20 protein-coding genes are annotated in these 23,348 nt (G+C 68.3%); 6 read left to right on the forward strand and 14 right to left on the reverse strand.

Annotation, left to right across the window (positions count from 1 at the left end; translation table 11 throughout):
• Positions 1-103: 103 nt before the first annotated feature.
• The 4 genes from qcrB to ctaE all read right to left on the reverse strand — a co-directional run bounded on the left by qcrB (position 104) and on the right by ctaE (position 4,300).
• The gene (qcrB, locus tag E5671_RS15715) at positions 104-1,735 is read right to left on the reverse strand and encodes a cytochrome bc1 complex cytochrome b subunit (RefSeq protein ID WP_160504598.1); all 1,632 of its coding nucleotides are present in this window, start codon (positions 1,733-1,735) and stop codon (positions 104-106) included.
• A complete protein-coding gene (qcrA, locus tag E5671_RS15720) occupies positions 1,732-2,790 on the reverse strand; it encodes a cytochrome bc1 complex Rieske iron-sulfur subunit (protein ID WP_160504599.1) in 1,059 nt (352 codons plus the stop codon). Before qcrA ends, qcrB begins: the two co-directional genes overlap by 4 nt.
• Entirely contained in the window at positions 2,787-3,596 is an 810-nt protein-coding gene (qcrC, locus tag E5671_RS15725; RefSeq protein ID WP_160504600.1) for a cytochrome bc1 complex diheme cytochrome c subunit, read from the reverse strand. Before qcrC ends, qcrA begins: the two co-directional genes overlap by 4 nt.
• Before the next feature lie 83 nt (positions 3,597-3,679).
• Positions 3,680-4,300 carry an aa3-type cytochrome oxidase subunit III gene (ctaE, locus tag E5671_RS15730; protein WP_160504601.1) on the reverse strand — a complete coding sequence of 207 codons (621 nt, stop codon included), beginning with the start codon at positions 4,298-4,300 and terminating at the stop codon, positions 3,680-3,682.
• A gap of 179 nt (positions 4,301-4,479) precedes the next feature.
• Between ctaE and E5671_RS15735 the strand changes: the two genes are divergently transcribed.
• A complete protein-coding gene (locus E5671_RS15735; RefSeq protein WP_160504602.1) occupies positions 4,480-4,881 on the forward strand; it encodes a hypothetical protein in 402 nt (133 codons plus the stop codon).
• A gap of 70 nt (positions 4,882-4,951) precedes the next feature.
• On the opposite strand, the gene E5671_RS15740 is transcribed toward E5671_RS15735, so the two are convergent.
• The 4 genes from E5671_RS15740 to ctaC form a co-directional block, all read right to left on the reverse strand.
• Positions 4,952-6,199: a L,D-transpeptidase gene (locus E5671_RS15740; RefSeq protein WP_160504603.1), complete on the reverse strand. Its 1,248-nt coding sequence runs from the start codon at positions 6,197-6,199 to the stop codon at positions 4,952-4,954.
• A gap of 132 nt (positions 6,200-6,331) precedes the next feature.
• On the reverse strand, positions 6,332-6,730 hold the full coding sequence (locus E5671_RS15745; RefSeq protein WP_160504604.1) for an aa3-type cytochrome oxidase subunit IV: 399 nt from the start codon (positions 6,728-6,730) through the stop codon (positions 6,332-6,334).
• Positions 6,727-8,463: an aa3-type cytochrome oxidase subunit I gene (gene ctaD, locus E5671_RS15750; RefSeq protein ID WP_160504605.1), complete on the reverse strand. Its 1,737-nt coding sequence runs from the start codon at positions 8,461-8,463 to the stop codon at positions 6,727-6,729. Before ctaD ends, E5671_RS15745 begins: the two co-directional genes overlap by 4 nt.
• The gene (ctaC, locus tag E5671_RS15755; protein ID WP_160504606.1) at positions 8,460-9,422 is read right to left on the reverse strand and encodes an aa3-type cytochrome oxidase subunit II; all 963 of its coding nucleotides are present in this window, start codon (positions 9,420-9,422) and stop codon (positions 8,460-8,462) included. The genes ctaD and ctaC overlap by 4 nt, the downstream gene beginning before the upstream one ends.
• 346 nt (positions 9,423-9,768) lie before the next feature.
• Between ctaC and E5671_RS15760 the strand changes: the two genes are divergently transcribed.
• Complete coding sequence (locus tag E5671_RS15760) at positions 9,769-11,148, forward strand: aminotransferase class V-fold PLP-dependent enzyme (protein ID WP_160504607.1); 1,380 nt, start codon at positions 9,769-9,771, stop codon at positions 11,146-11,148.
• Here the strand turns inward: E5671_RS15760 and E5671_RS15765 are convergent, their stop codons facing one another.
• Complete coding sequence (locus E5671_RS15765; RefSeq protein ID WP_160504608.1) at positions 11,149-12,123, reverse strand: PfkB family carbohydrate kinase; 975 nt, start codon at positions 12,121-12,123, stop codon at positions 11,149-11,151. It lies immediately after the preceding gene.
• Positions 12,124-12,258: 135 nt separating this feature from the next.
• Between E5671_RS15765 and E5671_RS15770 the strand changes: the two genes are divergently transcribed.
• Positions 12,259-12,477, forward strand: a complete 219-nt coding sequence (locus E5671_RS15770) for a hypothetical protein (protein WP_160504609.1) — start codon at positions 12,259-12,261, stop codon at positions 12,475-12,477.
• A 144-nt stretch (positions 12,478-12,621) separates the two neighbouring features.
• Positions 12,622-14,142 carry a hypothetical protein gene (locus tag E5671_RS15775; protein WP_160504610.1) on the forward strand — a complete coding sequence of 507 codons (1,521 nt, stop codon included), beginning with the start codon at positions 12,622-12,624 and terminating at the stop codon, positions 14,140-14,142.
• A gap of 92 nt (positions 14,143-14,234) precedes the next feature.
• On the opposite strand, the gene E5671_RS15780 is transcribed toward E5671_RS15775, so the two are convergent.
• On the reverse strand, positions 14,235-14,591 hold the full coding sequence (locus tag E5671_RS15780; RefSeq protein ID WP_030933606.1) for a HesB/IscA family protein: 357 nt from the start codon (positions 14,589-14,591) through the stop codon (positions 14,235-14,237).
• Positions 14,592-14,856: 265 nt separating this feature from the next.
• Between E5671_RS15780 and nadA the strand changes: the two genes are divergently transcribed.
• The gene (gene nadA, locus E5671_RS15785) at positions 14,857-16,074 is read left to right on the forward strand and encodes a quinolinate synthase NadA (protein WP_443032625.1); all 1,218 of its coding nucleotides are present in this window, start codon (positions 14,857-14,859) and stop codon (positions 16,072-16,074) included.
• Positions 16,075-16,133: 59 nt separating this feature from the next.
• Here nadA and E5671_RS15790 read toward each other — a convergent pair whose 3' ends face one another.
• Complete coding sequence (locus E5671_RS15790) at positions 16,134-16,640, reverse strand: MarR family transcriptional regulator (RefSeq protein ID WP_160504612.1); 507 nt, start codon at positions 16,638-16,640, stop codon at positions 16,134-16,136.
• A 76-nt stretch (positions 16,641-16,716) separates the two neighbouring features.
• Between E5671_RS15790 and E5671_RS15795 the strand changes: the two genes are divergently transcribed.
• Positions 16,717-17,937, forward strand: a complete 1,221-nt coding sequence (locus E5671_RS15795) for a multidrug effflux MFS transporter (RefSeq protein ID WP_160504613.1) — start codon at positions 16,717-16,719, stop codon at positions 17,935-17,937.
• Positions 17,938-18,017: 80 nt separating this feature from the next.
• Here E5671_RS15795 and E5671_RS15800 read toward each other — a convergent pair whose 3' ends face one another.
• The 3 genes from E5671_RS15800 to E5671_RS15810 all read right to left on the reverse strand — a co-directional run bounded on the left by E5671_RS15800 (position 18,018) and on the right by E5671_RS15810 (position 23,222).
• Positions 18,018-21,152 carry an efflux RND transporter permease subunit gene (locus tag E5671_RS15800; RefSeq protein WP_160504614.1) on the reverse strand — a complete coding sequence of 1,045 codons (3,135 nt, stop codon included), beginning with the start codon at positions 21,150-21,152 and terminating at the stop codon, positions 18,018-18,020.
• Between the two features lie 151 nt (positions 21,153-21,303).
• The gene (locus E5671_RS15805; RefSeq protein ID WP_160504615.1) at positions 21,304-21,984 is read right to left on the reverse strand and encodes a response regulator; all 681 of its coding nucleotides are present in this window, start codon (positions 21,982-21,984) and stop codon (positions 21,304-21,306) included.
• Complete coding sequence (locus E5671_RS15810) at positions 21,981-23,222, reverse strand: histidine kinase (protein WP_160504616.1); 1,242 nt, start codon at positions 23,220-23,222, stop codon at positions 21,981-21,983. Before E5671_RS15810 ends, E5671_RS15805 begins: the two co-directional genes overlap by 4 nt.
• Positions 23,223-23,348 lie beyond the last annotated feature (126 nt).

Consider the following 23,348-nt stretch of genomic DNA (forward strand, 5'->3'; position numbering starts at 1 on the left):
CACCTTATCCAGCTCCGGGGACGGCAAAGAGCCCCGTCCATGCACTGGAACGCATGGGACGGGGCTCTCGCCGTGGCGACCTTGTGGTCAGAGCTTCAGAGGATCAGTGGTGGCCGTGGCCGCTCGTGATCTCCTTGTACTCCTCGGTGGTGGGCTTGGGGATCTGGTTGTCCTCCCCGTAGTAGCCCTTGCTGAGCTTGGCCCGGAGCTTCTGCGAACCGGACACCTTGCGCTCGACGCCGTTCTCGTCGACCGAGGGGCCGATCTCGAGCGGCGCGTACTGCTCGTGCGCGGTGAGCGTGTGCAGCTGCTCCTGGTTGAGCGGCTCGTGGACCTCGATGAACTCACCGTGCGGCAGGCGCTTGATGATGCCCGACTCGCGGCCGTGCAGGACCTTCTCCTTGTCACGCCGCTGCAGACCCAGGCAGATCCGCTTGGTGATGACGAAGGCGAGGACCGGTGCCACGAAGAAGGCGATGCGCACGAACCAGGTGATCGCGTTGATCGACAGATGGAAGTGCGTGGCCCAGAGGTCGTTTCCACCACCGATCAGCAGCACCATGTACCAGGTGATCCAGGCGACACCGAACGCCGTCCGGGTCGGGACGTTGCGCGGGCGGTCCAGGATGTGGTGCTCGCGCTTGTCGCCGGTGACCCACGACTCGATGAACGGGTAGACCGCGATCGCGACCAGGACCAGCGGGAAGATGATCAGCGGGATGAACACGCCCAGGACGAGCGTGTGACCCCAGGCATTGATCTCCCAGCCCGGCATGAAACGGATCAGGCCTTCGGAGAAGCCCATGTACCAGTCGGGCTGGGCGCCGGTCGACACCTGGTCCGGCCGATAGGGGCCAAGGGCCCAGATCGGGTTGATCGTGGCGATCGCCGAGATGGCCGCGATGATGCCGAAGACCAGGAAGAAGAAGCCTCCGGCCTTGGCCATGTAGACCGGGAGCAGCGGCATGCCGACGACGTTCTTGTTCGTCTTGCCGGGGCCCGCGAACTGCGTGTGCTTGTGGAAGAACACCAGGATCAGGTGGGCCACCAGGAGGCCCATCATGATGCCGGGCAGCAGCAGGATGTGGACCGAGTAGAACCGGCCCACGAAGTCCCCGCCGGGGAACTCCCCGCCGAACAGGAACATCGACAGGTACGTGCCCACGAGCGGCACGGACAGGATCGCGCCCTGCATGAAGCGCACACCGGTGCCGGAGAGCAGGTCGTCCGGGAGCGAGTAACCGGTGAAGCCGGTGAACATGCCCAGGACGAACAGCAGGAAGCCGAAGATCCAGTTGACCTCGCGGGGCTTGCGGAAGGCACCCGTGAAGAAGACGCGCATCATGTGCACGAACATCGCCGCGAGGAAGATCAGCGCCGCCCAGTGGTGGATCTGCCGGATCAGCAGACCACCACGCACATCGAAGCTGATGTGCATGGTCGAGTTGAACGCCTCGGACATCAGCTGACCCTGCAGCGGGACGTAACTGCCGTGGTACTCCACCTCGTTCATCGACGGGTGGAAGAACAGCGTCAGATACACACCCGTGAGGATGATGATGATGAAGCTGTAGAGCGCGATCTCACCGAGCATGAAGGACCAGTGGTCCGGGAAGATCTTGCGCATGTTGGCCTTGGCCAGGGAGTAGATCCCCAAGCGGCCGTCGGCCCAGTCGGCGACCCGCTCACCGGCGGGCGCCTCCTTCTTGCGGTTGTCGTTCGCCGTAGTGCTCATCCGCGCTCCCAGAATGCAGGACCGACGGGCTCAGCGAAGTCGCCGAGCGCCTCGAGGTAGCCCTCTTCGTTCACGCCGATGCGCAGCTGCGGCAGCGCGTGACCGGCCGGGCCGAAGATCACTCGGGCACCGTCGGAGAGGTCGAAGGTGGACTGGTGGCACGGGCAGAGGACGTGGTGCGTCTGCTGCTCGTACAGGGAGATCGGGCAGCCGACGTGGGTGCAGATCTTGGAGTACGCGACGACACCGTCGTGCGACCACTCGAGCTCCTGCTTGTCCTTGATGTTGTCCGGCTGGATCCGGACGATCATCAGGGCCGCCTTGGCGATCTCCTTCTGGAAGTCGTGGTCGTGCTCCTCCAGGCCCTCGGGCTTGGCGAAGGTCAGCGAACCGACCTGGACGTCCGACGGACGCAGCGGCTCGTTCGTGTTCATGTTCACGAGCAGCTTGCCCTTGGCCCACAGCGTGTGCCGCAGCTTGTCCTCGGGCAGCGGCCCGAGGTCGCGCAGCAGGACGACGCCGGAGAGCGGCACCATGGCGAGCGCGCCGAACATCGTGTTGCGGATCAGCTTGCGCCGGCCGAACTGCGACTCCGCGGCACCGGCCTTGAAGTCGGCCATGACCTTGGCCCTGACCTCGGGCTCGGCCGCGATGGGGTGCCGCTCGTCGGCGACCTCCACATCGGACATCAGGGTGCGGGCCCAGTGGACCGCGCCCGCGCCGATGCAGAAGAGCGCGATGCCCAGGGTCATGCCCAGGGAGAAGTTCAGCGCGCTGATGTGGCCGATCGGCCAGATGTAGATGCTCTTGTCGACCGGGAACGACACGAACGAGGCGATGAAGCCGACCGTGGCGAGCATCGACAACGTGAACAGGAAGGCAACCGCACGCTCGGAACGCCTGGCGGCCCGCTCGTCGATGTCCTGGACACGGTGCTCGTGGGGCGGCAGCCCCGGGTCGGCGAACGGGTTCTCGTCCGCGACTGCCACCGAGCTGTGCTCGGTCTCCTGCACGCTGGGCAGGGTCTTCTCTTCTGGATTCTCTTGGCTACTCATGACTTCTTGGCCTTTGCGGTCCGAGCGGCGACCCACACGGCGACCGCGATCAGCGAGCCGAGACCGAAGATCCAGCCGAACAGGCCTTCACTGACCGGACCCAGGCCACCCAGCTTGAGACCGCCAGGGCTCTCGGTCTGTTCGCCGTTGACCGCGTCGAGGTACGCGATGATGTCCTTTTTGTTCTTCTCCGGCATGATCGTGTCGGGGAAGGACGGCATGTTCTGCGGGCCGGTCTGCATGGCCTCGTAGATGTGCTTCGGGGACACATCCTCCAACGAAGGAGCGAACTTGCCCTTCGTCAACGCGCCACCCTCACCGGTGAAGTTGTGGCACTGCGCGCAGTTGGTGCGGAACAGCTCGCCACCCTTGGCGATGTCCGCACCCTCCGGGCTGTACTGCTTCTCGGTGGGGATGGTCGGGCCCGCGCCCAGCGAGGCGATGTACGCCGCGAGCTGGTCGATCTGGGCCTGGTTGTAGATGGCCTTCTTCTTCGGCGCCTGGGCGCCCGGCTGCTGGAGCGGCATACGGCCGGTGCTGACCTGGAAGTCGACGGCGGCTGCGCCGACGCCCACCAGGCTAGGACCGTCGGAGGACCCCTGACCGCCGGTTCCGTGGCAGCTGGAGCAGCCCACGGAGTACAACTTCTTGCCCTCGTCGATGGCGAGGGACTGGGCGGTGTCGTCGGCCTGCGCCTTGTCCGCGGGTGCGAACGCGGCGTACAGCCCCCCGGTGGCCGCCAGCGCGAGGAGTAGGACGACGACCGCCGCCAGCGGGTGGCGTCGTCGTGCGGAGAGCTTTTTCACGGATTACCCCGGTGTCAGGATCTTCTGCGTCGATGCTTCTGGAATGAGTCGGTACGTCGGGCCCGTCTGAGCCCGGCCCCCGTTTACTTGATCATGTAGATCGTGGCAAAGAGACCGATCCAGACAACATCGACGAAGTGCCAGTAGTAGGACACGACGATGGCTGCGGTCGCCTGCTCATGGGTGAACCTCTTGGCCGCGTACGTCCTGCCGAGGACCAGCAGGAAGGCGATGAGACCGCCTGTCACATGCATGCCATGGAAGCCGGTCGTCAGGTAGAAGACCGAGCCGTACGGGTCCGACGAGAGCGAGAGGCCCTCGTGCTTGACCAGCTCGGTGTACTCGTACACCTGACCACCGATAAAGACCGCACCCATGATGAAGGTGACGATGAACCACATCCGGAGCTTCTTCACGTCACCACGCTCAGCGGCGAACACGCCTAGCTGGCAGGTGAGGGAGGAGAGCACCAGGATCGTGGTGTTCGTCGCCGAGAACGGGAAGTTCAGCGCGGACGCCATTTCCTTCCAGTGCTCAGGTCCTGTCACCGATCGCAGGGTGAAGTACATCGCGAAGAGGGCCGCGAAGAACATCAGCTCGGAACTGAGCCAAATGATGGTTCCGACGCTGGTGAGGTTCGGCCGATTGACCGGCGGGTGCGCGTGCCCGGTATCTACTGTCGTTGCTGTCGCCACGACCGACATTATGTCGGTCGCTTATCCCGCCCTCACCCCGGGGGGTGCCGTTCGGAGTGTCTGCGGGGTGTGTCCTGCCCGTATGGCCCATCGAAGGGCTGTCCGAACCGCTGTTGACGGGGTGTCCGGAGGGGTAGCATCCGCGCATCGGTCCCCGGCCGAGAGCCCCTCAACGAAGCGGAGGAACAATGCAGCCGACCGCCACGGTGCTGGTCTACAGCGACAACGCGAGCACCCGCGAGCAGGTCCGGTTGGCCACCGGACGCAGGCCGGCGGCGGACGTTCCCGCGGTCGAGTTCATCGAGTGCGCGACGCTGCCCGCCGTCCTGAAGGAACTCGACCGGGGCGGCATCGACGTCTGCGTCCTGGACGGCGAGGCCACGCCCATCGGCGGCATGGGGGTCTGCCGTCAGCTCAAGGACGAGATCTTCCGGTGCCCGCCCGTGCTCCTGCTCATGGGACGCCCGCAGGACGCCTGGCTGGCCACCTGGAGCCGCGCGGAGGCCGCGGTGACCCTTCCGGTCGATCCGGTCGAGTTCGCGGACTCCCTGGCCGCCCTCCTGCGCGAGAAGCTGGCCGTACAGGCCTGACGCCACGGCAGAAGGCCCCGCGCCTCGGCACGGGGCCTTCTGCGCTGTTCTGCGGCCCCGCTGGACCTCGCTAGACCTGCGGCCGCAGCCGGGCCGCGTCGAGCGCCGTGGGGCCCTTCTTGACCCCGCCCAACAGGGCGCTGCCGTCACGCCAGTTCTTCCAGCCGACGTTCCAGTCGCCGAAGCCGTTGCCGAACGGATCCATGTCCGCCCCGGCGCTGTTGACGACCCTCACGATGTCGCCCTGGCGCACGGTCTCGTAGAACCAGGCGGCGTTGCCGGTGCTCATGCCCGTGCAGCCGTGGCTGGTGTTCGCGTTCCCCTGCGAACCGACCGACCAGGGGGCGGCGTGCACGTACTCACCGGAGTCGGTGACCCGCGTCGCGTAATAGACCATCTTGTCGTAGAAGTCCGATGCGCCGATGCTGGCACTGGTCATACGTACGGCGTACTCCTTGCCGAGCACCACCTTGACGCCGTTGCGCGTGGAGTAGCCGGGCTTGCCCGTCGTCACCGGCATGGAGTTGATCTCCTCGCCGTTGCGGTAGACCGTCATCCAGTGCGAACCGGCGTCCGTCACGGCCTCGATGCGGTCGCCGATGGTCAACCTCAGCGGCTTGGCATTGCCGCCCCAGAGCCTGTCGCGGACCTTGATGCCCTCGAGGTTGCTCCGGACGTTGATGGTCGCGCCCGTGGGCCAGTACTCCTTGGGGCGGTAGTGCAGCGTCTTGCTGTCCACCCAGTGCCACACGCCCTCCGTGGCGGGCTGCGTCTCGACCTTCAGCGAGCGCTCCACGATGGCCCTGGCCTTCTTGTCCTTCACCTTGGCGCTGAGCTTGGCCGTGACCGGCTGGCCCACGCCGTACTTGCCCGATTCGGGGCCGAAGGTGACGTCGAGGCGTTTCTTCTTGGCCGCCGCGTTCGTGTCGAACGTCATGACCTTGCGGCCCGGCGAGCCTTCCTCATCCTCCGTGCTGACCCGCACCGTGTAGTGCGTGCCCGCCGCGAGGGGCGCCGTGCTGTGCCAACGGGCGCCGTCGGCGGCGAGTTCGCCCGCCAGATACCGCCCCATCGCGTCGGTGGCCGTCACATCGGTGATGCGCCCGTCCTCGCCCTGTGCGGTGACTTCCAAGGGCTTGTCGGGATCCGCCTTCTGACTGCCCACCGGGCCGTTGAAGGCGATCTGGCCTGCCGCGTCGTACGGCTTCGCCGAGAGCGGATGGCCGTCGGAGCTGCCGCACGCCGTGGTTCCCACCCCGAGGGCGGCCACCAGCAAGGTGCAGCTCAGTACCGTGCGGATTCGCGGTGAGTGGCTCATGAACACACGGTATGAAGGTTCATCGGCTCCGGCGCGTCGAGTGACCCGTACGAGTGTCAAGGCAACACGCCGAGGGGCCCGGACTCTCCTGACGGAGTGTCCGGGCCCCTCGGTGAAGCGGGAATCACAGACTCACTGGGTCTGGTTCTCGCCCCGGTAGTACTCGAAGACCCAGCCGAACAGGCCGATCATGATGATCGGCATCGAGAAGTACAGCAGCCACCAGCCGAAGACGACGCCCATGAAGGCGAGCGCGCCACCGATGGCCAGCGACAGCGGCTGCCAGCTGTGCGGGCTGAAGAAGCCCACCTCGCCGGCCTCGTCCGCTACGTCGGCCTCCTTGTTGTCCTGTGCGGCCGCGTCGACACGCCGGGCCGTGAAGGCCAGGTAGTAGCCGATCATGATGCACAGGCCGAAAGCCAGGAACAGCGCGGTCGTACCGGCCGGCTCCTTCGACCACCAGCCGTAGACGATCGCCATGGCGAGCACGAAGACGCTCAGCCAGATGAACATCTTGCCTTGGACCTTCACTTGCCGGCCTCCTTGCCGCCCGCGAGCGCCTTGTCACCGTGGCCGGTGTTCTCGAGCTGGTCGAGAGCCGCGATCTCAGGGTGATGCAGGTCGAACGCCGGGGATTCGGAACGGATCCGCGGCAGGGTGAGGAAGTTGTGCCGCGGCGGCGGGCAGGACGTCGCCCACTCGAGCGAACGGCCGTAGCCCCACGGGTCGTCGACCTCGATCTTCTTGCCGTACTTGGCGGTCTTCCAGACGTTGTAGAAGAACGGCAGTATCGACAGACCGAGCAGGAACGAGGCGATCGTCGAGATCGTGTTCAGAGCGGTGAAACCGTCGGCCGCGAGGTAGTCCGCGTAACGACGCGGCATGCCCTCGGCGCCCAGCCAGTGCTGCACCAGGAACGTGCCGTGGAAGCCGATGAACAGCGTCCAGAAGGTGATCTTTCCGAGCCGCTCGTCCAGCATCTTGCCGGTGAACTTCGGCCACCAGAAGTGGAATCCGGAGAACATCGCGAAGACCACGGTGCCGAAGACGACGTAGTGGAAGTGCGCGACCACGAAGTACGAGTCGGAGACGTGGAAGTCCATCGGCGGCGAGGCCAGGATGACGCCGGTCAGACCACCGAAGGTGAAGGTGATCAGGAAGCCGACGGCCCAGAGCATCGGTGTCTCGAAACTCAGTGAGCCCTTCCACATCGTTCCGATCCAGTTGAAGAACTTCACGCCTGTTGGCACGGCGATCAAGAACGTCATGAAGGAGAAGAACGGTAGGAGCACGCCACCGGTGACGTACATGTGATGCGCCCACACGGTCACGGAGAGACCCGCGATGGCGATCGTCGCGCCGATCAGGCCCATGTAGCCGAACATCGGCTTGCGGGAGAAGACCGGGATGACTTCGGAAATGATTCCGAAGAATGGCAACGCGATGATGTACACCTCTGGATGGCCGAAGAACCAGAAGAGGTGTTGCCACAGCAGCGCGCCGCCGTTGGACGCGTCGAAGATATGGGCACCGAACTTACGGTCCGCCTCCAGGGCGAACAGCGCGGCGGCCAGAACCGGGAAGGCCAGCAGGACCAGGACCGCGGTCAGCAGGACGTTCCACACGAAGATCGGCATCCGGAACATCGTCATGCCGGGTGCGCGCATGCAGATGATCGTGGTGATGAAGTTGACCGAGCCGAGGATCGTGCCGAAGCCGGAGAAGGCCAGACCCATGATCCACATGTCGGCGCCGATGCCCGGCGAGCGGACGGCGTCCGACAGCGGGGAGTAGGCGAACCAGCCGAAGTCGGCCGCACCCTGCGGGGTGAGGAAGCCGGCCACCGCGATGAGCGAGCCGAAGAGGTACAGCCAGTACGCGAACATGTTCAGCCGCGGGAACGCCACGTCGGGCGCGCCGATCTGCAGCGGCATGATCCAGTTGGCGAATCCGGCGAACAGCGGCGTCGCGAACATCAGCAGCATGATCGTGCCGTGCATCGTGAACGCCTGGTTGAACTGCTCGTTCGACATGAGCTGCGAGCCGGGACGAGCGAGTTCGGCGCGCATGAAGAGCGCCATCACGCCGCCGATGCAGAAGAACGCGAACGACGTGACCAGGTAGAGCGTGCCGATGGTCTTGTGGTCGGTGGTCGTCAACCACTTGATCACCACATTGCCCGGCTGCTTGCGCCGTACCGGCAGCTCGTTCTCGTACGAGTCTTCTGCTGCCGCGGCACCCTGAGGTTCGTTGAGGATGCTCACAGGTTGTTCGTCTCCCGGTTCTTCTCGTGCTTCGTCTGCTCGATGCCGGCCGGGATGTAACCGGTCTGGTTCTTCTTCGCCAGGTCCTCGAGGTGCTTCTGGTAGCGCTCGGGGGAAACGACCTTGACGTTGAAGAGCATCCGGGAGTGGTCGACACCGCAGAGCTCGGCGCACTTGCCCATGAAGGTGCCCTCCTTGTTGGGAGTCACCTCGAAGGCGTTCGTGTGGCCCGGGATGACGTCCTGCTTCATGAGGAACGGCACCACCCAGAAGGAGTGGATGACGTCACGCGAAGTCAGTACGAACCGGACCTTCTCGCCCTTGGGGAGCCAGAGGGTCGGACCGGGGTTGCCGTTCTGCGGGTTCCGCTGGCCGGGCGTACCGACGTCGTAGACGCCGCCGGCGTTGGACGGGAACGCATCGCGGAACTTGTCCGGGATGGCCTCCAGCTCCTTGGCCGACTTCGCGTCTCCCTTGTTGGAACCCGGCACGTCCTCGATGTAGTTGAAGCCCCAGCTCCACTGATAGCCGACCACGTTGACCGTGTGGGCGGGCTTGTCGTCGAGGTGGAGGAGCTTCGTCTCATCACGTGCCGTGAAGTAGAAGAGCACCGAGACGATGATGAGAGGCACCACCGTGTAAAGCGCCTCGATGGGCATGTTGTAACGCGTCTGCGGAGGAACCTCGACCTTGGTGCGGCTGCGCCGGTGGAAGATCACACTCCACAGGATCAGACCCCAGACCAGCACGCCCGTGGCGAGCGCTGCCGCCCACGAGCCCTGCCAGAGGGAGAGGATCCGGGGAGCCTCTTCCGTTACGGGGGTGGGCATACCAAGGCGGGGAAAGTCCTTGTATGTGCAACCGGTGGCGGTTGCCAAGATCAGGCCCGCAGTCAGCACCTGCGGCAGCTTCCGCCGCATCGGGCGCCGCGACGAGCGGTCGGAGCCGTTGGGACTCACGTAGCGCCTTCCCGAGAGTCTCGGCCCGCGCGGTCGGGTGCGGCCTTCTCGGACGTCGGTCGCCGCCCTGCGGCGGGCAGGGGTTTGGATGTTTATGCGGGCCAAACCTTACTGGACGCTATTTGGGGTCGCGCGGGGAGGGTGCCTAACGCGCCGCGGGTCACTCGGGAGGGTGGGATGCCCCTCCCGGCGGGGGCTTTCTGACGGGGGGTCGGGGCGCCCGATGACTCGGCGGGGTCTCTTGGTTTGCGGCCGCGAGTCCGTCGTGGCTTGTCGCGCAGTTCCCCGCGCCCCTTCGGGGCGCTCCCCCGGGGCCCGTCCCTGGGGCAAGCCTTAGCGTTGCTGTGTGTCCTACTTCGATGCCGCTTCCTCCGCTCCCCTGCACCCCGTGGCCCGGCAGGCTCTGCAAGCCTCGCTGGATGAAGGGTGGGCCGATCCGGCTCGGCTCTATCGCGAGGGGCGGCGGGCCAGGCTGCTGCTCGATGCCGCCCGTGAGGCCGCCGCCGACGCGGTGGGCTGCCGCCCGGACGAGCTCGTCTTCACCCCGTCCGGCACCCAGGCCGTGCACTCCGGGATTGCCGGAGCCCTCGCCGGGCGTCGGCGTGTCGGGCGGCACCTGGTGGTGTCGGCGGTCGAACACTCTTCGGTGTTGCACACGGCCGGGGCCCTCGCGGCCGACGGGGGGACGGTCACGGAGATCCCGGTGGACCGGGCCGGGGCTGTCTCCACGGCCGCGTACGCCGCCGGTCTGCGCCCCGACACGGCGCTTGCCTGCCTCCAGTCCGCCAACCACGAGGTGGGCACCGAGCAGCCGGTGGCCGATGTCGCGTCGGCGTGTCGTGCCGCCGGGGTGCCGCTCCTGGTGGACGCCGCCCAGTCGCTGCCCTGGGGCCCGGTGGGCGGGGAGTGGTCGCTGCTCGCCGCCAGTGCCCACAAGTGGGGCGGGCCCGCGGGCGTGGGGCTGCTCGTGGTGCGCAAGGGGGTGCGGTTCGCCGCGCAAGGCCCCGCCGACGAGCGGGAGTCGGGGCGCGCCCCTGGCTTCGAGAACATCCCGGCGGTGGTCGCGGCCGCCGCCTCGCTCCGTGCCGTGCAGGCCGAGGCCGCCGATGAGGGCGCCCGGCTGCGGGAGTTGACGGAGCGGATCAGGGCGCGGGTGCCGGGTCTTGTGCCGGACGTGGAGGTGGTGGGCGATCCGGAGCGGCGCCTCCCCCATCTGGTGACCTTCTCGTGTCTCTATGTCGACGGAGAGACCGTGCTGCACGAGCTGGACCGGGCGGGCTTCTCGGTCTCCTCCGGCTCGTCCTGCACCAGCTCGACGCTGACCCCGAGCCATGTCCTGAAGGCGATGGGCGTCCTGAGCGAGGGCAACGTCAGGGTGTCACTCCCACGGGGGACCCAGGAGGCGGACGTCGAGCGTTTTCTGGAGGTGCTGCCGGGCGTGGTGGCCGGCGTACGCGAACAGCTGGGTGCTCCGGTGGCGCCCGCGTCGCGTGCGGAATCGGCGTCCCTGGTCGTGGACGCGCTCGGCAAGCGCTGCCCGCTCCCCGTCATCGAGCTCGCGAAGGTCATCGGGGACGTCCCGGTGGGCGGCACCGTCACGGTCCTGGCCGACGACGAGGCGGCGCGGCTCGACATCCCGGCGTGGTGCGAGATGCGGGGGCAGGAGTACGTGGGCGAGGAGCCGGCGGACCACGGCTCTGCCTATGTGGTCCGCCGGAGCTCCTGACTAGGCCAGGTGGGTCTGGACGTCGGACGCCGCCTCATGGCCGTACGCCTTGGTGAAGCGGTCCATGAAGTTGCTGCGCTGCAGCTCGTACTCCTGCGTGCCGACGGTCTCGATGACCAGGGTGGCGAGCATGCAGCCGACCTGTGCCGCGCGCTCGTGGGAGACGCCCCAGGCGAGGCCCGACAGGAAGCCCGCGCGGAAGGCGTCGCCGACGCCGGTCGGCTCGACCTTCGCCTCCTCCTCGGGGACGCCGACCTCGATCGGGTCCTGGCCGGTGGACTCGATGCGCACGCCGCGCGAGCCGAGGGTCGTCACGCGGTGGCCGACCTTGGAGAGGATCTCGGCGTCGCTCCAGCCGGTCTTGGACTCGATGAGCCCCTTCTCGTACTCGTTCGAGAAGAGGTACGTGGCGCCGTCGAGGAGGTTACGGATCTCGCCGCCCTCCATGCGCGCGATCTGCTGGGAGAAGTCGGCGGCGAAGGGGATCTCGCGCGTCCGGCACTCCTCGGTGTGGCGCATCATCGCCTCGGGGTCGTCCGCACCGATGAGGACCAGGTCGAGACCGCCCACGCGGTCGGCGACGGTCTTCAGTTCGATGAGGCGGGCCTCGCTCATCGCGCCCGTGTAGAACGAGCCGATCTGGTTGTGGTCGGCGTCCGTGGTGCACACGAAGCGGGCCGTGTGCAGCGTCTCGGAGATGCGGACCGACGCCGTGTCCACGCCGTGCCGGTCGAGCCAGGCGCGGTACTCGCCGAAGTCCGAGCCCGCGGCGCCGACCAGGATCGGCTTGGTGCCGAGCTGGCCCATGCCGTAGCTGATGTTGGCGGCGACGCCTCCCCTGCGTACGTCTAGGGCGTCGACCAGGAAAGAGAGAGAAACCGTGTGCAGCTGATCCGCGACCAGTTGGTCGGCGAAGCGGCCGGGGAAGGTCATCAGGTGGTCGGTGGCGATGGAGCCGGTGACTGCGATACGCACGACGGCATGCTCCTGTGGAGGAGAGGCAAGGGGTTGACACCTCACGCTACCGGGTGGGGACAGTGACACTGAAGAGGCCAAACTACCCGTTAGTAGGTCTTTTTTCGCGAGGTGTGCGATGCGTACGGTGCGGTTATGGCCGTTATCTCGAAGCATGTCGTCACCGCGCGTCCCGTCGAGCTGCCCTCCGAGACCCTGGAGACGTTGCGCGGCGACTGCGCCCGCATGGCCCCGCACTGGGTGTCCCCCGCGGCCGCCGCGACCGCCCCGGTGTCACCCGCGCTGATCCACGGCATCGACGTCCCGCCCGCCTCCGCGCGGCTGATCGACGGCATGTCCGAGTACGGCGACTGAGCACAGAGGCACCGGAGCGCGCCGAGGGAACCGCGCGCTCCCCCGCTGCGTCCCACCGCTGTCCCCCGTAAAGGGGACGCGGCATACGAACGAGGCCCGCACACGGGCCTCCAGGGACAGCAGTGCAGTCGAAGGAGCGATGCGGTGAGCACCGAGCGATCCGTTCATGACGGGGCCGAGCAGCACGGGCGGCGTTCCCGCCTTGCCGTCGCGTCGGTGGCGGCCACGGTGCTGCTCGTCGGTGGCGGCGGCGCCTACTTCGCCGCGACCGCGTCAGGCGGCAGCGACGGCAACGGCAGTTCTCCCGCCGCCGACGGCGGCACGCCCCCGCCCCTCGCCCTCGACGGCCACACGGACGGCCACCGGCAGGAAGGCGGCACCGACGGCACCGACGGCATCGCCCCGGGAGAGCCCGACCCGAACGGCGCCGCCTACCGCGCCGATGGCAAGCTGCCCGGCGGCCCCGACGCGGCGGCCGTGCACCACGCACGGGGCACGGTCAGCCAGGGCCAGGTCGCCGAACTCGCCAAGGCCCTCGGCGTCACGGGCAAGCCCACCTCGCAGGACGGCGCCTGGAAGATCGGCCCCGCCAAGGACGGTTCCGGTCCCTCGCTCCAGGTGAGCAAGCAGGCGCCGGGCACCTGGACGTTCACGCGGTACGCCACCGGCGGTGGCGACAACTGCCAGAAGGGCAAGCCCTGTTCGGAGACGTCCACCGCGCCGAACGGCGAGGGCGAAGCGGTCGGCGAGAGCGCGGCGAAGAAGGCCGCGGCGCCGGTCCTGAAGGCGGTGGGCCAGGACGACGCGAAGCTGGACGCCCGCCAACTCATGGGCGGCGTACGGGTGGTGAACGCCGACCCGAAGGTGGGCGGCCTCCCGACGTACGGCTGGTCGACCGGCATCCAGGTCGGCTCGGACGGCCAAGTGGTCGGCGGCAGCGGCCAGTTGAAGACGCCGGAGAAGGGCGCGACGTACCCGGTGATCAGCGCCGATGAGACCCTGGCCCAGCTCAACAAGTCGGGCGGCGGCGACGGCCGCGTCGGCATCGGCGGCTGCGCGTCGGCGGTGCCGAACGCCAAGGGCGACACGGCGGACAGCTCGGACGGCGGCGGCCCCGCGGTGGAGGCGGGGACGAAGGCGCCGTGCGAGGAGCCCTCGTCCGCGCCTCCGAAGCCGCAGCCGATCACGGTGAAGGGCGCCACGTTCGGGCTCGCGACGCACTTCGTGGACGGGCGCCAGACGCTCGTACCCTCCTGGCTGTTCGACGTGAAGCCGCAGGGCGCGAAGGACAGCTTCACGGTGACGCATCCGGCCGTGGAGCCGAAGTTCCTCACCTCGCCGAGCACGCCGTCGCCCACCCCGACGCCCACCGAGAAGCCGGGCACGGGCACGGGTCAACAGGACCCGACCACGCGCGTCGAGTCCTACCGCGCGGACGGCAGGTCCCTGACGCTGCACTTCTGGGGCGGCGTCTGCAGTGACTACTCGGCATCGGCCGACGAGAGCAAGGACAGCGTGCGCGTGAAGGTGACCGAGACCCACAAGAAGGGCGAGGTCTGCGTGATGATGGCCAAGGAGTTCACCAAGACCGTGACGCTCGACCAGCCGCTGGGCGAGCGCAAGGTCGTGGACGCGGCGGGCGGCGAGACGGTGCCGCGGAAGTAGCGGTCCGCGCCAGGACATACGAAGGCGGCGGCCCCGGAGTGCTTCGGGGCCGCCGCCTTCGTACGTCTCAGATTTATTCGTACGTCTGAGATTTAGCTGAACGAGTCGCCGCAGGCGCAGGAGCCCGTGGCGTTCGGGTTGTCGATCGTGAAGCCCTGCTTCTCGATGGTGTCGACGAAGTCGATGGAGGCGCCGCCCAGGTAAGGAGCGCTCATCCGGTCGGTGACGACCTTCACGCCGTCGAAGTCCTTGACCACGTCGCCGTCGAGCGAGCGCTCGTCGAAGAACAGCTGGTAGCGAAGGCCCGAGCAGCCGCCGGGCTGAACGGCGACGCGCAGGGCAAGGTCGTCACGGCCCTCCTGCTCAAGAAGGCCCTTGACCTTGGCCGCGGCGGCGTCGGACAGGAGGATGCCGTCGCTCACGGTGGTGGTCTCGTCCGATACGGACATCTGCTTCTCTCCCGGGTTGTACGGAGACTGCTTGCCGACGGTTGCAACCGGCGGGGCCGCGGATTCATTCCGGGCCGAGTGCTCTGTCTTTCGGCTGTCTTGCGACTGTCTTCCCCTTCATGCTCGCACATGCCGCCGCGAGGAGCAGCGGCCCGTCGAAGGCGAACGCGTCACATCGACACTATGGCCATCGTCAAACTGACGTGAAGCGGTTATGATAGATAACGTCAATTAGACGAAAAGGCTCGTCTGCAGAACAGAAAGGGTGCGTGTCGTGACCACCGCCCAGTCCCCCGCGGACCTCGTGGACCTCGATGTTCAGCCCACACCGCTCGCCCTCCTGCTGCTCGGCCGCGAGGCCGACCCCAAGAGCGAGCGCGGTGTGGAGTGCCCCGGCGATCTGCCGTCGCCCTCCGACCCCGACCTGGTGGAGCGCGCACGCGCCGCCAAGGAGAAGCTCGGCGACAAGGTCTTCGTGCTCGGCCACCACTACCAGCGCGACGAGGTCATCCAGTTCGCGGATGTCACCGGCGACTCCTTCAAGCTGGCCAAGGACGCGGCCGCCAAGCCGGAGGCTGAGTACATCGTCTTCTGCGGCGTGCACTTCATGGCCGAGTCCGCGGACATCCTGACCACCGATGACCAGAAGGTCGTCCTGCCCGACCTGGCCGCCGGCTGCTCGATGGCCGACATGGCCACCGCCGAGCAGGTCGCGGAGTGCTGGGACGTGCTGACCGAGGCCGGGATAGCCGAGCAGGTCGTGCCCGTCTCGTACATGAACTCCTCGGCGGACATCAAGGCCTTCACCGGCAAGCACGGCGGGACGATCTGCACCTCGTCCAACGCCAAGCGGGCCCTGGAGTGGGCCTATGGGCAGGGGGAGCCCAATTCAACAAAGGTGCTGTTCCTGCCCGACCAGCACCTCGGGCGCAACACCGCCGTCCGCGACATGGGCCTCTCGCTCGACGACTGCGTCCTCTACAACCCGCACAAGCCGAACGGCGGCCTGACCGTCGAGCAGCTGCGTGACGCGAAGATGATCCTGTGGCGCGGGCACTGCTCGGTGCACGGGCGCTTCTCGCTGGAGTCCGTGGAGGACGTGCGCGCGCGGATACCCGGCGTGAACGTCCTGGTGCACCCCGAGTGCAAGCACGAGGTCGTGGCCGCCGCGGACTACGTGGGCTCGACCGAGCACATCATCAAGACCCTGGAGGCGGCTCCCGCCGGTTCCAAGTGGGCGATCGGCACCGAGCTGAACCTCGTACGCCGCCTGGCGAACCGTTTCGCCGCCGAGGACAAGGAGATCGTCTTCCTCGACAAGACGGTCTGCTTCTGCTCGACCATGAACCGGATCGACCTGCCGCACCTGGTCTGGGCGCTGGAGTCCCTGGCCGAGGGCAAGCTGGTCAACCAGATCGAGGTCGACCGCGAGACCGAGCAGTTCGCGAAGCTGGCGCTTGAGCGGATGCTCGCGCTGCCGTAGTCCTGTCCTGATCTCATAGGTAAGGGGCACCCGCCATTGCGGGTGCCCCTTACCGCGTTCTACGCTCTTCCTGCCGCGTTCGTTCTACGCTCCCTGAGCGCGCCCCCCAGCGCCTCCAGCGCCGGCACGGACGCGACAAGCGCCGCGAGCTGCTCGTCGGAGAGCGTGGCGAGCGCGTCGGCGAAGATCTCCGCCCAGGCGTTCTCGATCAGGGCCATTCCCTGCTCCGCCTTGAGGGTCGGCTTCAGGCGCACCACCCGGCCGTCGTTCGGGTCCTTCTCGCGCTCCAGGTGTCCCGCGTTGACCAGGCCGCGGACCGTGGCGCTCACATTGCTGGCGTGCAGGCCGAGCTCGCGGGCCAGGACGCTCACGGTCACGCCCGGTTCCGCGTGGACGTAGCGCATCAACTCCAGCTCCGACGGCGGCAGTCGCCACAGCCCCGCCTCCTCCATGCCCTGGAAGCGCAGGACCCGCGAGAGCGCGTACAGCGCGGGGGTCAGCTCCCTGGCGTGCTGGAAGAGCCTGCGGTCGGCCTCGTCGTTCTTCACGTTCCTCTGCTCGGTCACGCTCCCATGCTAGCGTTCTAGATAGTTATATAAGTATCTGCATTTTCCACTTCACGCATCCGGGGGTTCCTCTGCCATGCCCTTGCTCACCGCCGCGCTCGCGCTGCTCTCGTTCATCGGTCCGCTCTCGACCGACATGTACCTCCCTGCCTTTCCGCGGATGGCCGACGAACTGCACGCCGACGCCTCCGGGGTGCAGCTCACGCTGACCGCGTTCCTGGTCGGGATGACGCTCGGGCATCTCGTCTTCGGGCCGCTCTCCGACCGGTACGGCAGACGGGCACCTCTGCTCGCGGGCGCGGCCGTGTGCACCGCGGGGACCGCGCTGTGTGCCGTGGCGCCGTCACTGGGATGGCTGGTCGCGCTGCGGTTCGTGACCGGGTTCAGCGGGGCCGCGGGGGTCGTGATCAGCCGGGCCGTGGTCGCGGACCGGGTCCAAGGGGCCGCGGCAGCACGGCTGTTCGGGGTGCTCATGACGCTGGCCGGGATCGCGCCGATCATCGCCCCGCTGGCCGGCGGCGCGGTGATCGGGGGCGCGGGGTGGCGAGGCGTGTTCTGGGTGCTCGCCGGGGTGTCGTTCCTCGTGACCCTGGCGGTGGTGGTCGGCGTACCGGAGAGCCTGCCGAAGGAGCGGCGGCACGAGGGCGGGGTGCGGCAGGTGGTGGCCTCGGCCCGCGAGGTCGTGGGCGACCGGGCGTACGTGGGCTACACGCTCGCCTTCACCTTCGGGTTCGGGATGCTGTTCTGCTACATCGCCGGGTCGCCGTTCCTGCTGCAGAACGTGCTGGGCATGGGGGTGGGGGCGTCGTCCGTCGCGTTCTCGGGCGGGGCCGTGGTCGCGACGCTCTCCAGTGCGGTAGGGGCCCGCCTTGTCGGGCGGGTCGCTCCCGAAGCGTTGCTGCGGGGTGGGCTGTTGGCGATGCTCTCCGGGTCGGCGGTGCTGCTGGCCGCCACGACGGCGGGGCTGCTCACGACGGTGCTCTGCCTGGTGCTCCTGGCCGTGGTGTGCGGCGGGCTCGGCCTGGTGGTGGCGAACTCGGCGGCGCTGGCTCTCGCGCGGGTCCCTTACGCCTCCGGGGTGGGGTCCGCCTTGCTCGGTACCGCCCAGAGCGCGCTGGGCGCGGTGGTGGCGCCGCTGGTGGGGCTCGGCGGGGGCTCCACTGCCGTGCCGCTGTTTGTGGGGATGACGCTTTGCAGCGGGGCTGCGGTGCTTGCACTTGCGGTGGGCGTACGCGGACGGGGTGCCCCTCTGAGTGAGGGGCACCCCGTCGGTGGTGGTGCTGGGCGCCTTGGTTGACGCTTACCCGGCAGCTTCGGCGTTGTGCCCAGCCGTTCCGCCCTGCGGAACGATTGCCCACAACGGGGCGGCTGCCGCTCTTAGACCTTGGCGGGCTCCGTGACGTCGGACGCTTGCTCAGGCTGCGCCTTCTTCGCCCGCTTTGTCTCGCGCTTCGTGCGCCTCTTCTCCTTGCGGAGTTCCACCATCGCGTACAGCGTCGGGACGAGGAGGAGGGTGAGGAGCGTCGACGTGATCAGGCCGCCGATGACCACCACCGCGAGCGGCTGGGCGATGAAGCCGCCCTCGCCCGTGATGCCGAGGGCCATCGGGAGCAGGGCGAAGATGGTCGCGAGTGCCGTCATGAGGATCGGGCGGAGGCGGTGGCGGCCGCCCTCGATGACCGCCTCGACCACGCCGTGGCCCTGCCTGCGGTACTGGTTGATCAGGTCGATCAGGACGATCGCGTTCGTCACCACGATGCCGATCAGCATCAGCATGCCGATCATCGCCGGGACGCCCATCGGGGTGTCCGTCGCGATGAGGAGGCCGATCGCGCCCGTGGCCGCGAACGGGATCGAGACCAGCAGGATCAGCGGCTGCACCAGCGAGCGGAACGTCGCCACGAGCAGCATGAAGACGATCGCGATCGCCGCGAGCATCGCGAGGCCGAGCGAGGCGAACGCCTCGTCCTGGTCCTCGGAGACACCGCCGATGGACGCCGTGGCGCCGTCCGGCAGCTTCAGCGCGTCGAGCTTCTTGGTGAGGTCGGCGCTGACCGCGCCCGTGTTCTCACCGGTCGGCTTCGCGGTGATCGTCGCGGCGCGGGCGCCGTCGATGCGGGTCATCGAGACCGGGCCGTCGACCAGCTTCACGTCGGCGATGTCGCCGAGCTGCACCGAGCCCAGGTTCAGCTTGCGCAGTTCGGCGAGCGTCTTCGCGGGCTGCGCCGACTTCACCACCACGTCGCGCTCGGTGTCGTCCAGGATCGCCTTGCCGCTCTGGGTGCCGCGCACCGCCTGGGCGACGGCCTGACCGAGGGCGGTGTCGTTGAAACCGGCCGCCGCGGCCTTGGCGTTGGCCTTGACCGAGATGCGCGGGATGCTCTGCGACAGGTCGCTCTGGACGTCCGTGACGTCGTCGATCTTCGCGACCTCGTCGCGCACCTCGTCGGACGCCTTGCGCAGCACGTCGCCGTCGGCGGCCTTGACGACCACGCTCAGGTCCTGGCTGCCGAAGCCGTCACCGGCCGCGATGGACGTCTGGCCGATGCCGGAGAGCTTGCCGAGCTCCTCCTCGACCTTGTCCTGCGTCGTGTCGTACGCCGCCTTGTCCTTGAGCGTCAGGGTGTAGGACGCCTGGTTGGTGTCCGTGCTGCCGCCGAAGGCCGCCATGAAGCCGGAAGAGCCGACCGTGACCTGGTAGTCCTTGATCTCGTCCAGGCCGTCCAGCATCTTCTCGACCTTCTTGGCCGAGGCGTTGGACGCCGCCAGGCTGGTGCCCGGCTTCAACTCCTGCTTGATGGTCAGGACTTCCTGCTCACCCTGGTCGAAGAAGTTGGTCTTCAGGAGCGGTGCCATGCCGAACGTGCCCACGAGGACCACGATCGCGATGACGAGGCTGGTGAAGCGGCGACGCGTCGCGAAGCGCAGGACGGGGACGTAGAAGCGCTGGAGCCTGCTCTTCGCCTCCTTCTCCTCGGCCTTGCGGCGGGCCTCGTCCGGGTCGGCGCCGCGGACGTCCTTGGGGGGACGCAGGAACCAGTACGAGAGGACCGGCACGACCGTCAGCGAGACGAGCAGGGAGGCGAGAAGCGCCGCCGTGACCGTCAGCGAGAAGGAGCCGAAGAGCTCGCCCACCATGCCGCCGACCAGGCCGATCGGCAGGAACACCGCGACCGTGGTCAGGGTCGAGGACGTGACCGCGCCCGCGACCTCCTTGACGGCGGTGATGATCGCGGCCTCGCGCTCCTCGCCGTATCCGAGGTGGCGCTTGATGTTCTCCAGGACCACGATCGAGTCGTCGACGACGCGGCCGATGGCGATGGTCAGGGCGCCGAGCGTGAGCATGTTGAGGGAGAGGTCCCGCGTCCACAGCACGATCAGGGCGAGGACGACCGAGAGCGGGATGGAGACCGCGGTGACCAGCGTCGAGCGGATCGACGCCAGGAAGACCAGGATGACCAGGACCGCGAAGACCAGGCCGAGTGCGCCCTCGGTGGTGAGGCCGTCGATGGACTTGGAGACCGCGGGGCCCTGGTCGCTCGCGACCGTCAGGTCGGAGCCCTTGCCCAGGTCCTTGCGCAGGTCGGGCAGCTTGTCCTTGACCGCGTCGGAGATGGCGACGGCGCTGCCGTCCTGGTCCATCGTGATCGCGACGGCGAGGCTGGGCCTGCCGTTCGTGCGCGTGATGGACGTGGCGTCCGACGGCTGCTGCTTCACCGTGGCGAGGTCACCGAGGCGCACCGGCTTGCCCGGGCGCTCCCCCGGCTTCGCCTCGGGGGTGACCATCAGGTCCTGGATCTGCTTCAGGGAGCTGTAGCCGCCGCCGACCTGGACCGTGCGGTTCTTGCCGTCCTCGTCGAAGGAGCCCGCGGGGAGCGTGGCGCCGCCGGCCTGGAGCGCCTGGCCGAGCGCGGCCGGGGTCAGGCCCGCCTTCGCCAGCTTCTTGTCGTCGGGGGTGACGTCGACCTGGAGGTCCCGCACGCCGTCGACGGTGACCTGGCCGACGCCGTCGATGTCCTCCAGGGCGGGGACGACGGTGCGGTCGAGCCGGTCGGAGAGCGCCTGCTGGTCCTTGTCGGAGGTGACGGAGAGGACCACGGTCGGGATGTCGTCCGTGGAGCCCGCGATGACCTGCGGGTCGACATCGTCGGGGAGCTCGGCCCCGGCGCGGTTCACGGCCTGCTGGACATCGGCGACGAGCTGCTTGGAGCCGCTGCCGTAGTCGAACTGGGCCATGATCACGGCGTTGCCCTCGCTCGCCGTGGAGGTGATGCCGGTGATGCCGTCGACCGCGTCGATCGAGGACTCGAGAGGTTCGACGACCTGCTTTTCGACCACATCGGGGGACGCGCCCTGGTACGGGGCCAGGACGGACACCATCGGGAGTTCGATGGAGGGCAGCAGCTGCTGCTTGAGCTGAGGGATCGCGATCGCGCCGAAGACCAGCGCGATGATGGATATCAGCCCGACTAGGGCCCGTTGGGCGAGGCTGAAGCGGGACAGCCAGGACATGGTGGTCTCTCTCTGTGGCGTACTGCGCAGGAACAGGCACCGGCAGGCCGGTGCCCCCTACACGATCTGCCATGTCCAGGGCAGGATTCGTCACTCCGAGGACCCGTTCTTATGCGGCGCATACTGCGGGTGCAGTACGTCGCGTCCGCAATCACTCCACCCTTGGACGTACCAGGCCCGATTCGTAGGCAATGACGACGAGTTGCGCCCGGTCACGGGCGCCCAGCTTCGCCATCGCACGGTTCACGTGGGTCTTCACGGTGAGCGGGCTGACCTCGAGACGCTCGGCGATCTCGTCGTTCGAGTGCCCGCCCGCGACCTGGACGAGGACCTCGCGCTCACGCCCGGTGAGCGCGTCGAGCCGCTCGCCGCGCGCCCCGCCGTCACCGTCCGAACTGTCGCCCTGCGCGAGGAACTTGGCGATCAGGCCCTTCGTCGCCACCGGGGAGAGCAGGGCGTCGCCCGCGGCCGCGATCCGGATCGCGCCGAGCAGTTCGTCCGGCTCCGCGCCCTTGCCGAGGAAGCCGGAGGCACCGGCGCGCAGCGACTGCACCACGTACTCGTCGACCTCGAAAGTCGTCAGCATGACCACGCGTACGTGGGACAGGGTGGGGTCGGAGCTGATCAGACGGGTGGCGGCGAGACCGTCCGTACCGGGCATGCGGATGTCCATCAGGACGACGTCGACAGCCTGCGACTTCGCCAGCTCGACGGCCTCCGCGCCGTCCGACGCCTCTGCGACGACCTCCATGTCGGGCTCGGAGTCGACGAGCACCTTGAACGCGCTGCGCAGCAAGGCCTGATCGTCGGCGAGCAGCACCCGGATCGTCACGCGGTGGTCCCTCCCTCTGCCGGACTGACCGGCTTTGCCGTGACGGGCAGGATCGCATGGACGCGGAAGCCGCCGCCGTAGCGGGGTCCTGCCGTGCAGCGGCCGCCCAGGGCGCTGACGCGCTCGCGCATGCCGATGAGGCCGTGCCCGCCGCCATCGTTCTCGCCGCTGTGTTCCCTCCTCTCGCCGCCTCCGTCGTCCAGGATCGTGACCTCGACGTTCGGTCCTACGCGGACGACGCTGACCTCGGCCTTGGCGCCCACTCCCGCGTGCTTCTGCACGTTCGTGAGGGCCTCCTGGATGATCCGGTAGGCGGCCAGGTCGACTCCGGCGGGCAGACCGGCCACCGCGTCGCCGAGGGCGACCTCCACGGGGAGGCCCGCATGGCGGAAGGTCTCGACGAGGTCGTGGAGGCGGGCCAGGCCGGGGGCGGGCTCGGTGGGGGCCTCGGGGTCGCCGGTCTGCCGCAACAGGCCGACAGTGGCGCGCAGTTCGTTGAGCGCGGAGCGGCTTGCGTCGCGTACGTGGGAGAGGGCTTCCTTGGCCTGGTCGGGCCGCTTGTCCATGACGTGCGCGGCCACGCCTGCCTGCACATTGACCAGGGCGATGTGGTGGGCGACCACGTCGTGCAGATCGCGGGCGATGCGCAGCCGCTCCTCGGCGACGCGGCGCCGGGCCTCCTCTTCGCGGGTGCGTTCCGCGCGTTCGGCACGCTCGCGTATGGCGTCCACGAAGGCGCGGCGGCTGCGGACTGCGTCACCGGCGGCCGCGGCCATGCCGGTCCAGGCGAAGATGCCGAGGTTCTCCTGGGCGTACCAGGGCAGCGGTCCCGCCAGCATCGCGACGCCGGTGAGGCCGGTGATGGTGACGACGCCGACGCGCCAGGTGGTGGGGCGGTTGGTGGTGGCGGCGACGGTGTAGAGGGCGACGACCGCGCTCATGACGACGGCGCCGCGGAACTCTCCGGTGATCAGGTCGACGACGGAGACGGTGCAGGTCGCCGCGAGCACCACCCAGGGGGCGCGGCGGCGGAAGACCAGGGCGGTGGCGCCGAGCAGCATCAGGACCAGGCTGAGCGCGCCCGGGGTGCGGGTGCCCCACGTGGGGCCGCCGTCGTGGCCGTACGGCTCGACGAAGGAGCCGATGACCATGCATATGAGGACGGCTGCCGCGAGGGCGGCGTCCACAGCCAGGGGGTGCGCCTTGGCCCAACAGCGGCCTCGCACGAGAGTGGTCACGCCTTAAACGGTACGGGGCCCTGCGGGCTGCTGGGACCGGTCTGACCGCTTGGCCTGCGGGCTGCTGGGACCGTCTGACCGCTTGGCCTGCGGGCTGCTGGGACCGTCTGACCGCTTGGCCTGCGG

It is taken from the genome of Streptomyces sp. BA2, assembly GCF_009769735.1.
Taxonomy (GTDB): Bacteria; Actinomycetota; Actinomycetes; order Streptomycetales; family Streptomycetaceae; genus Streptomyces.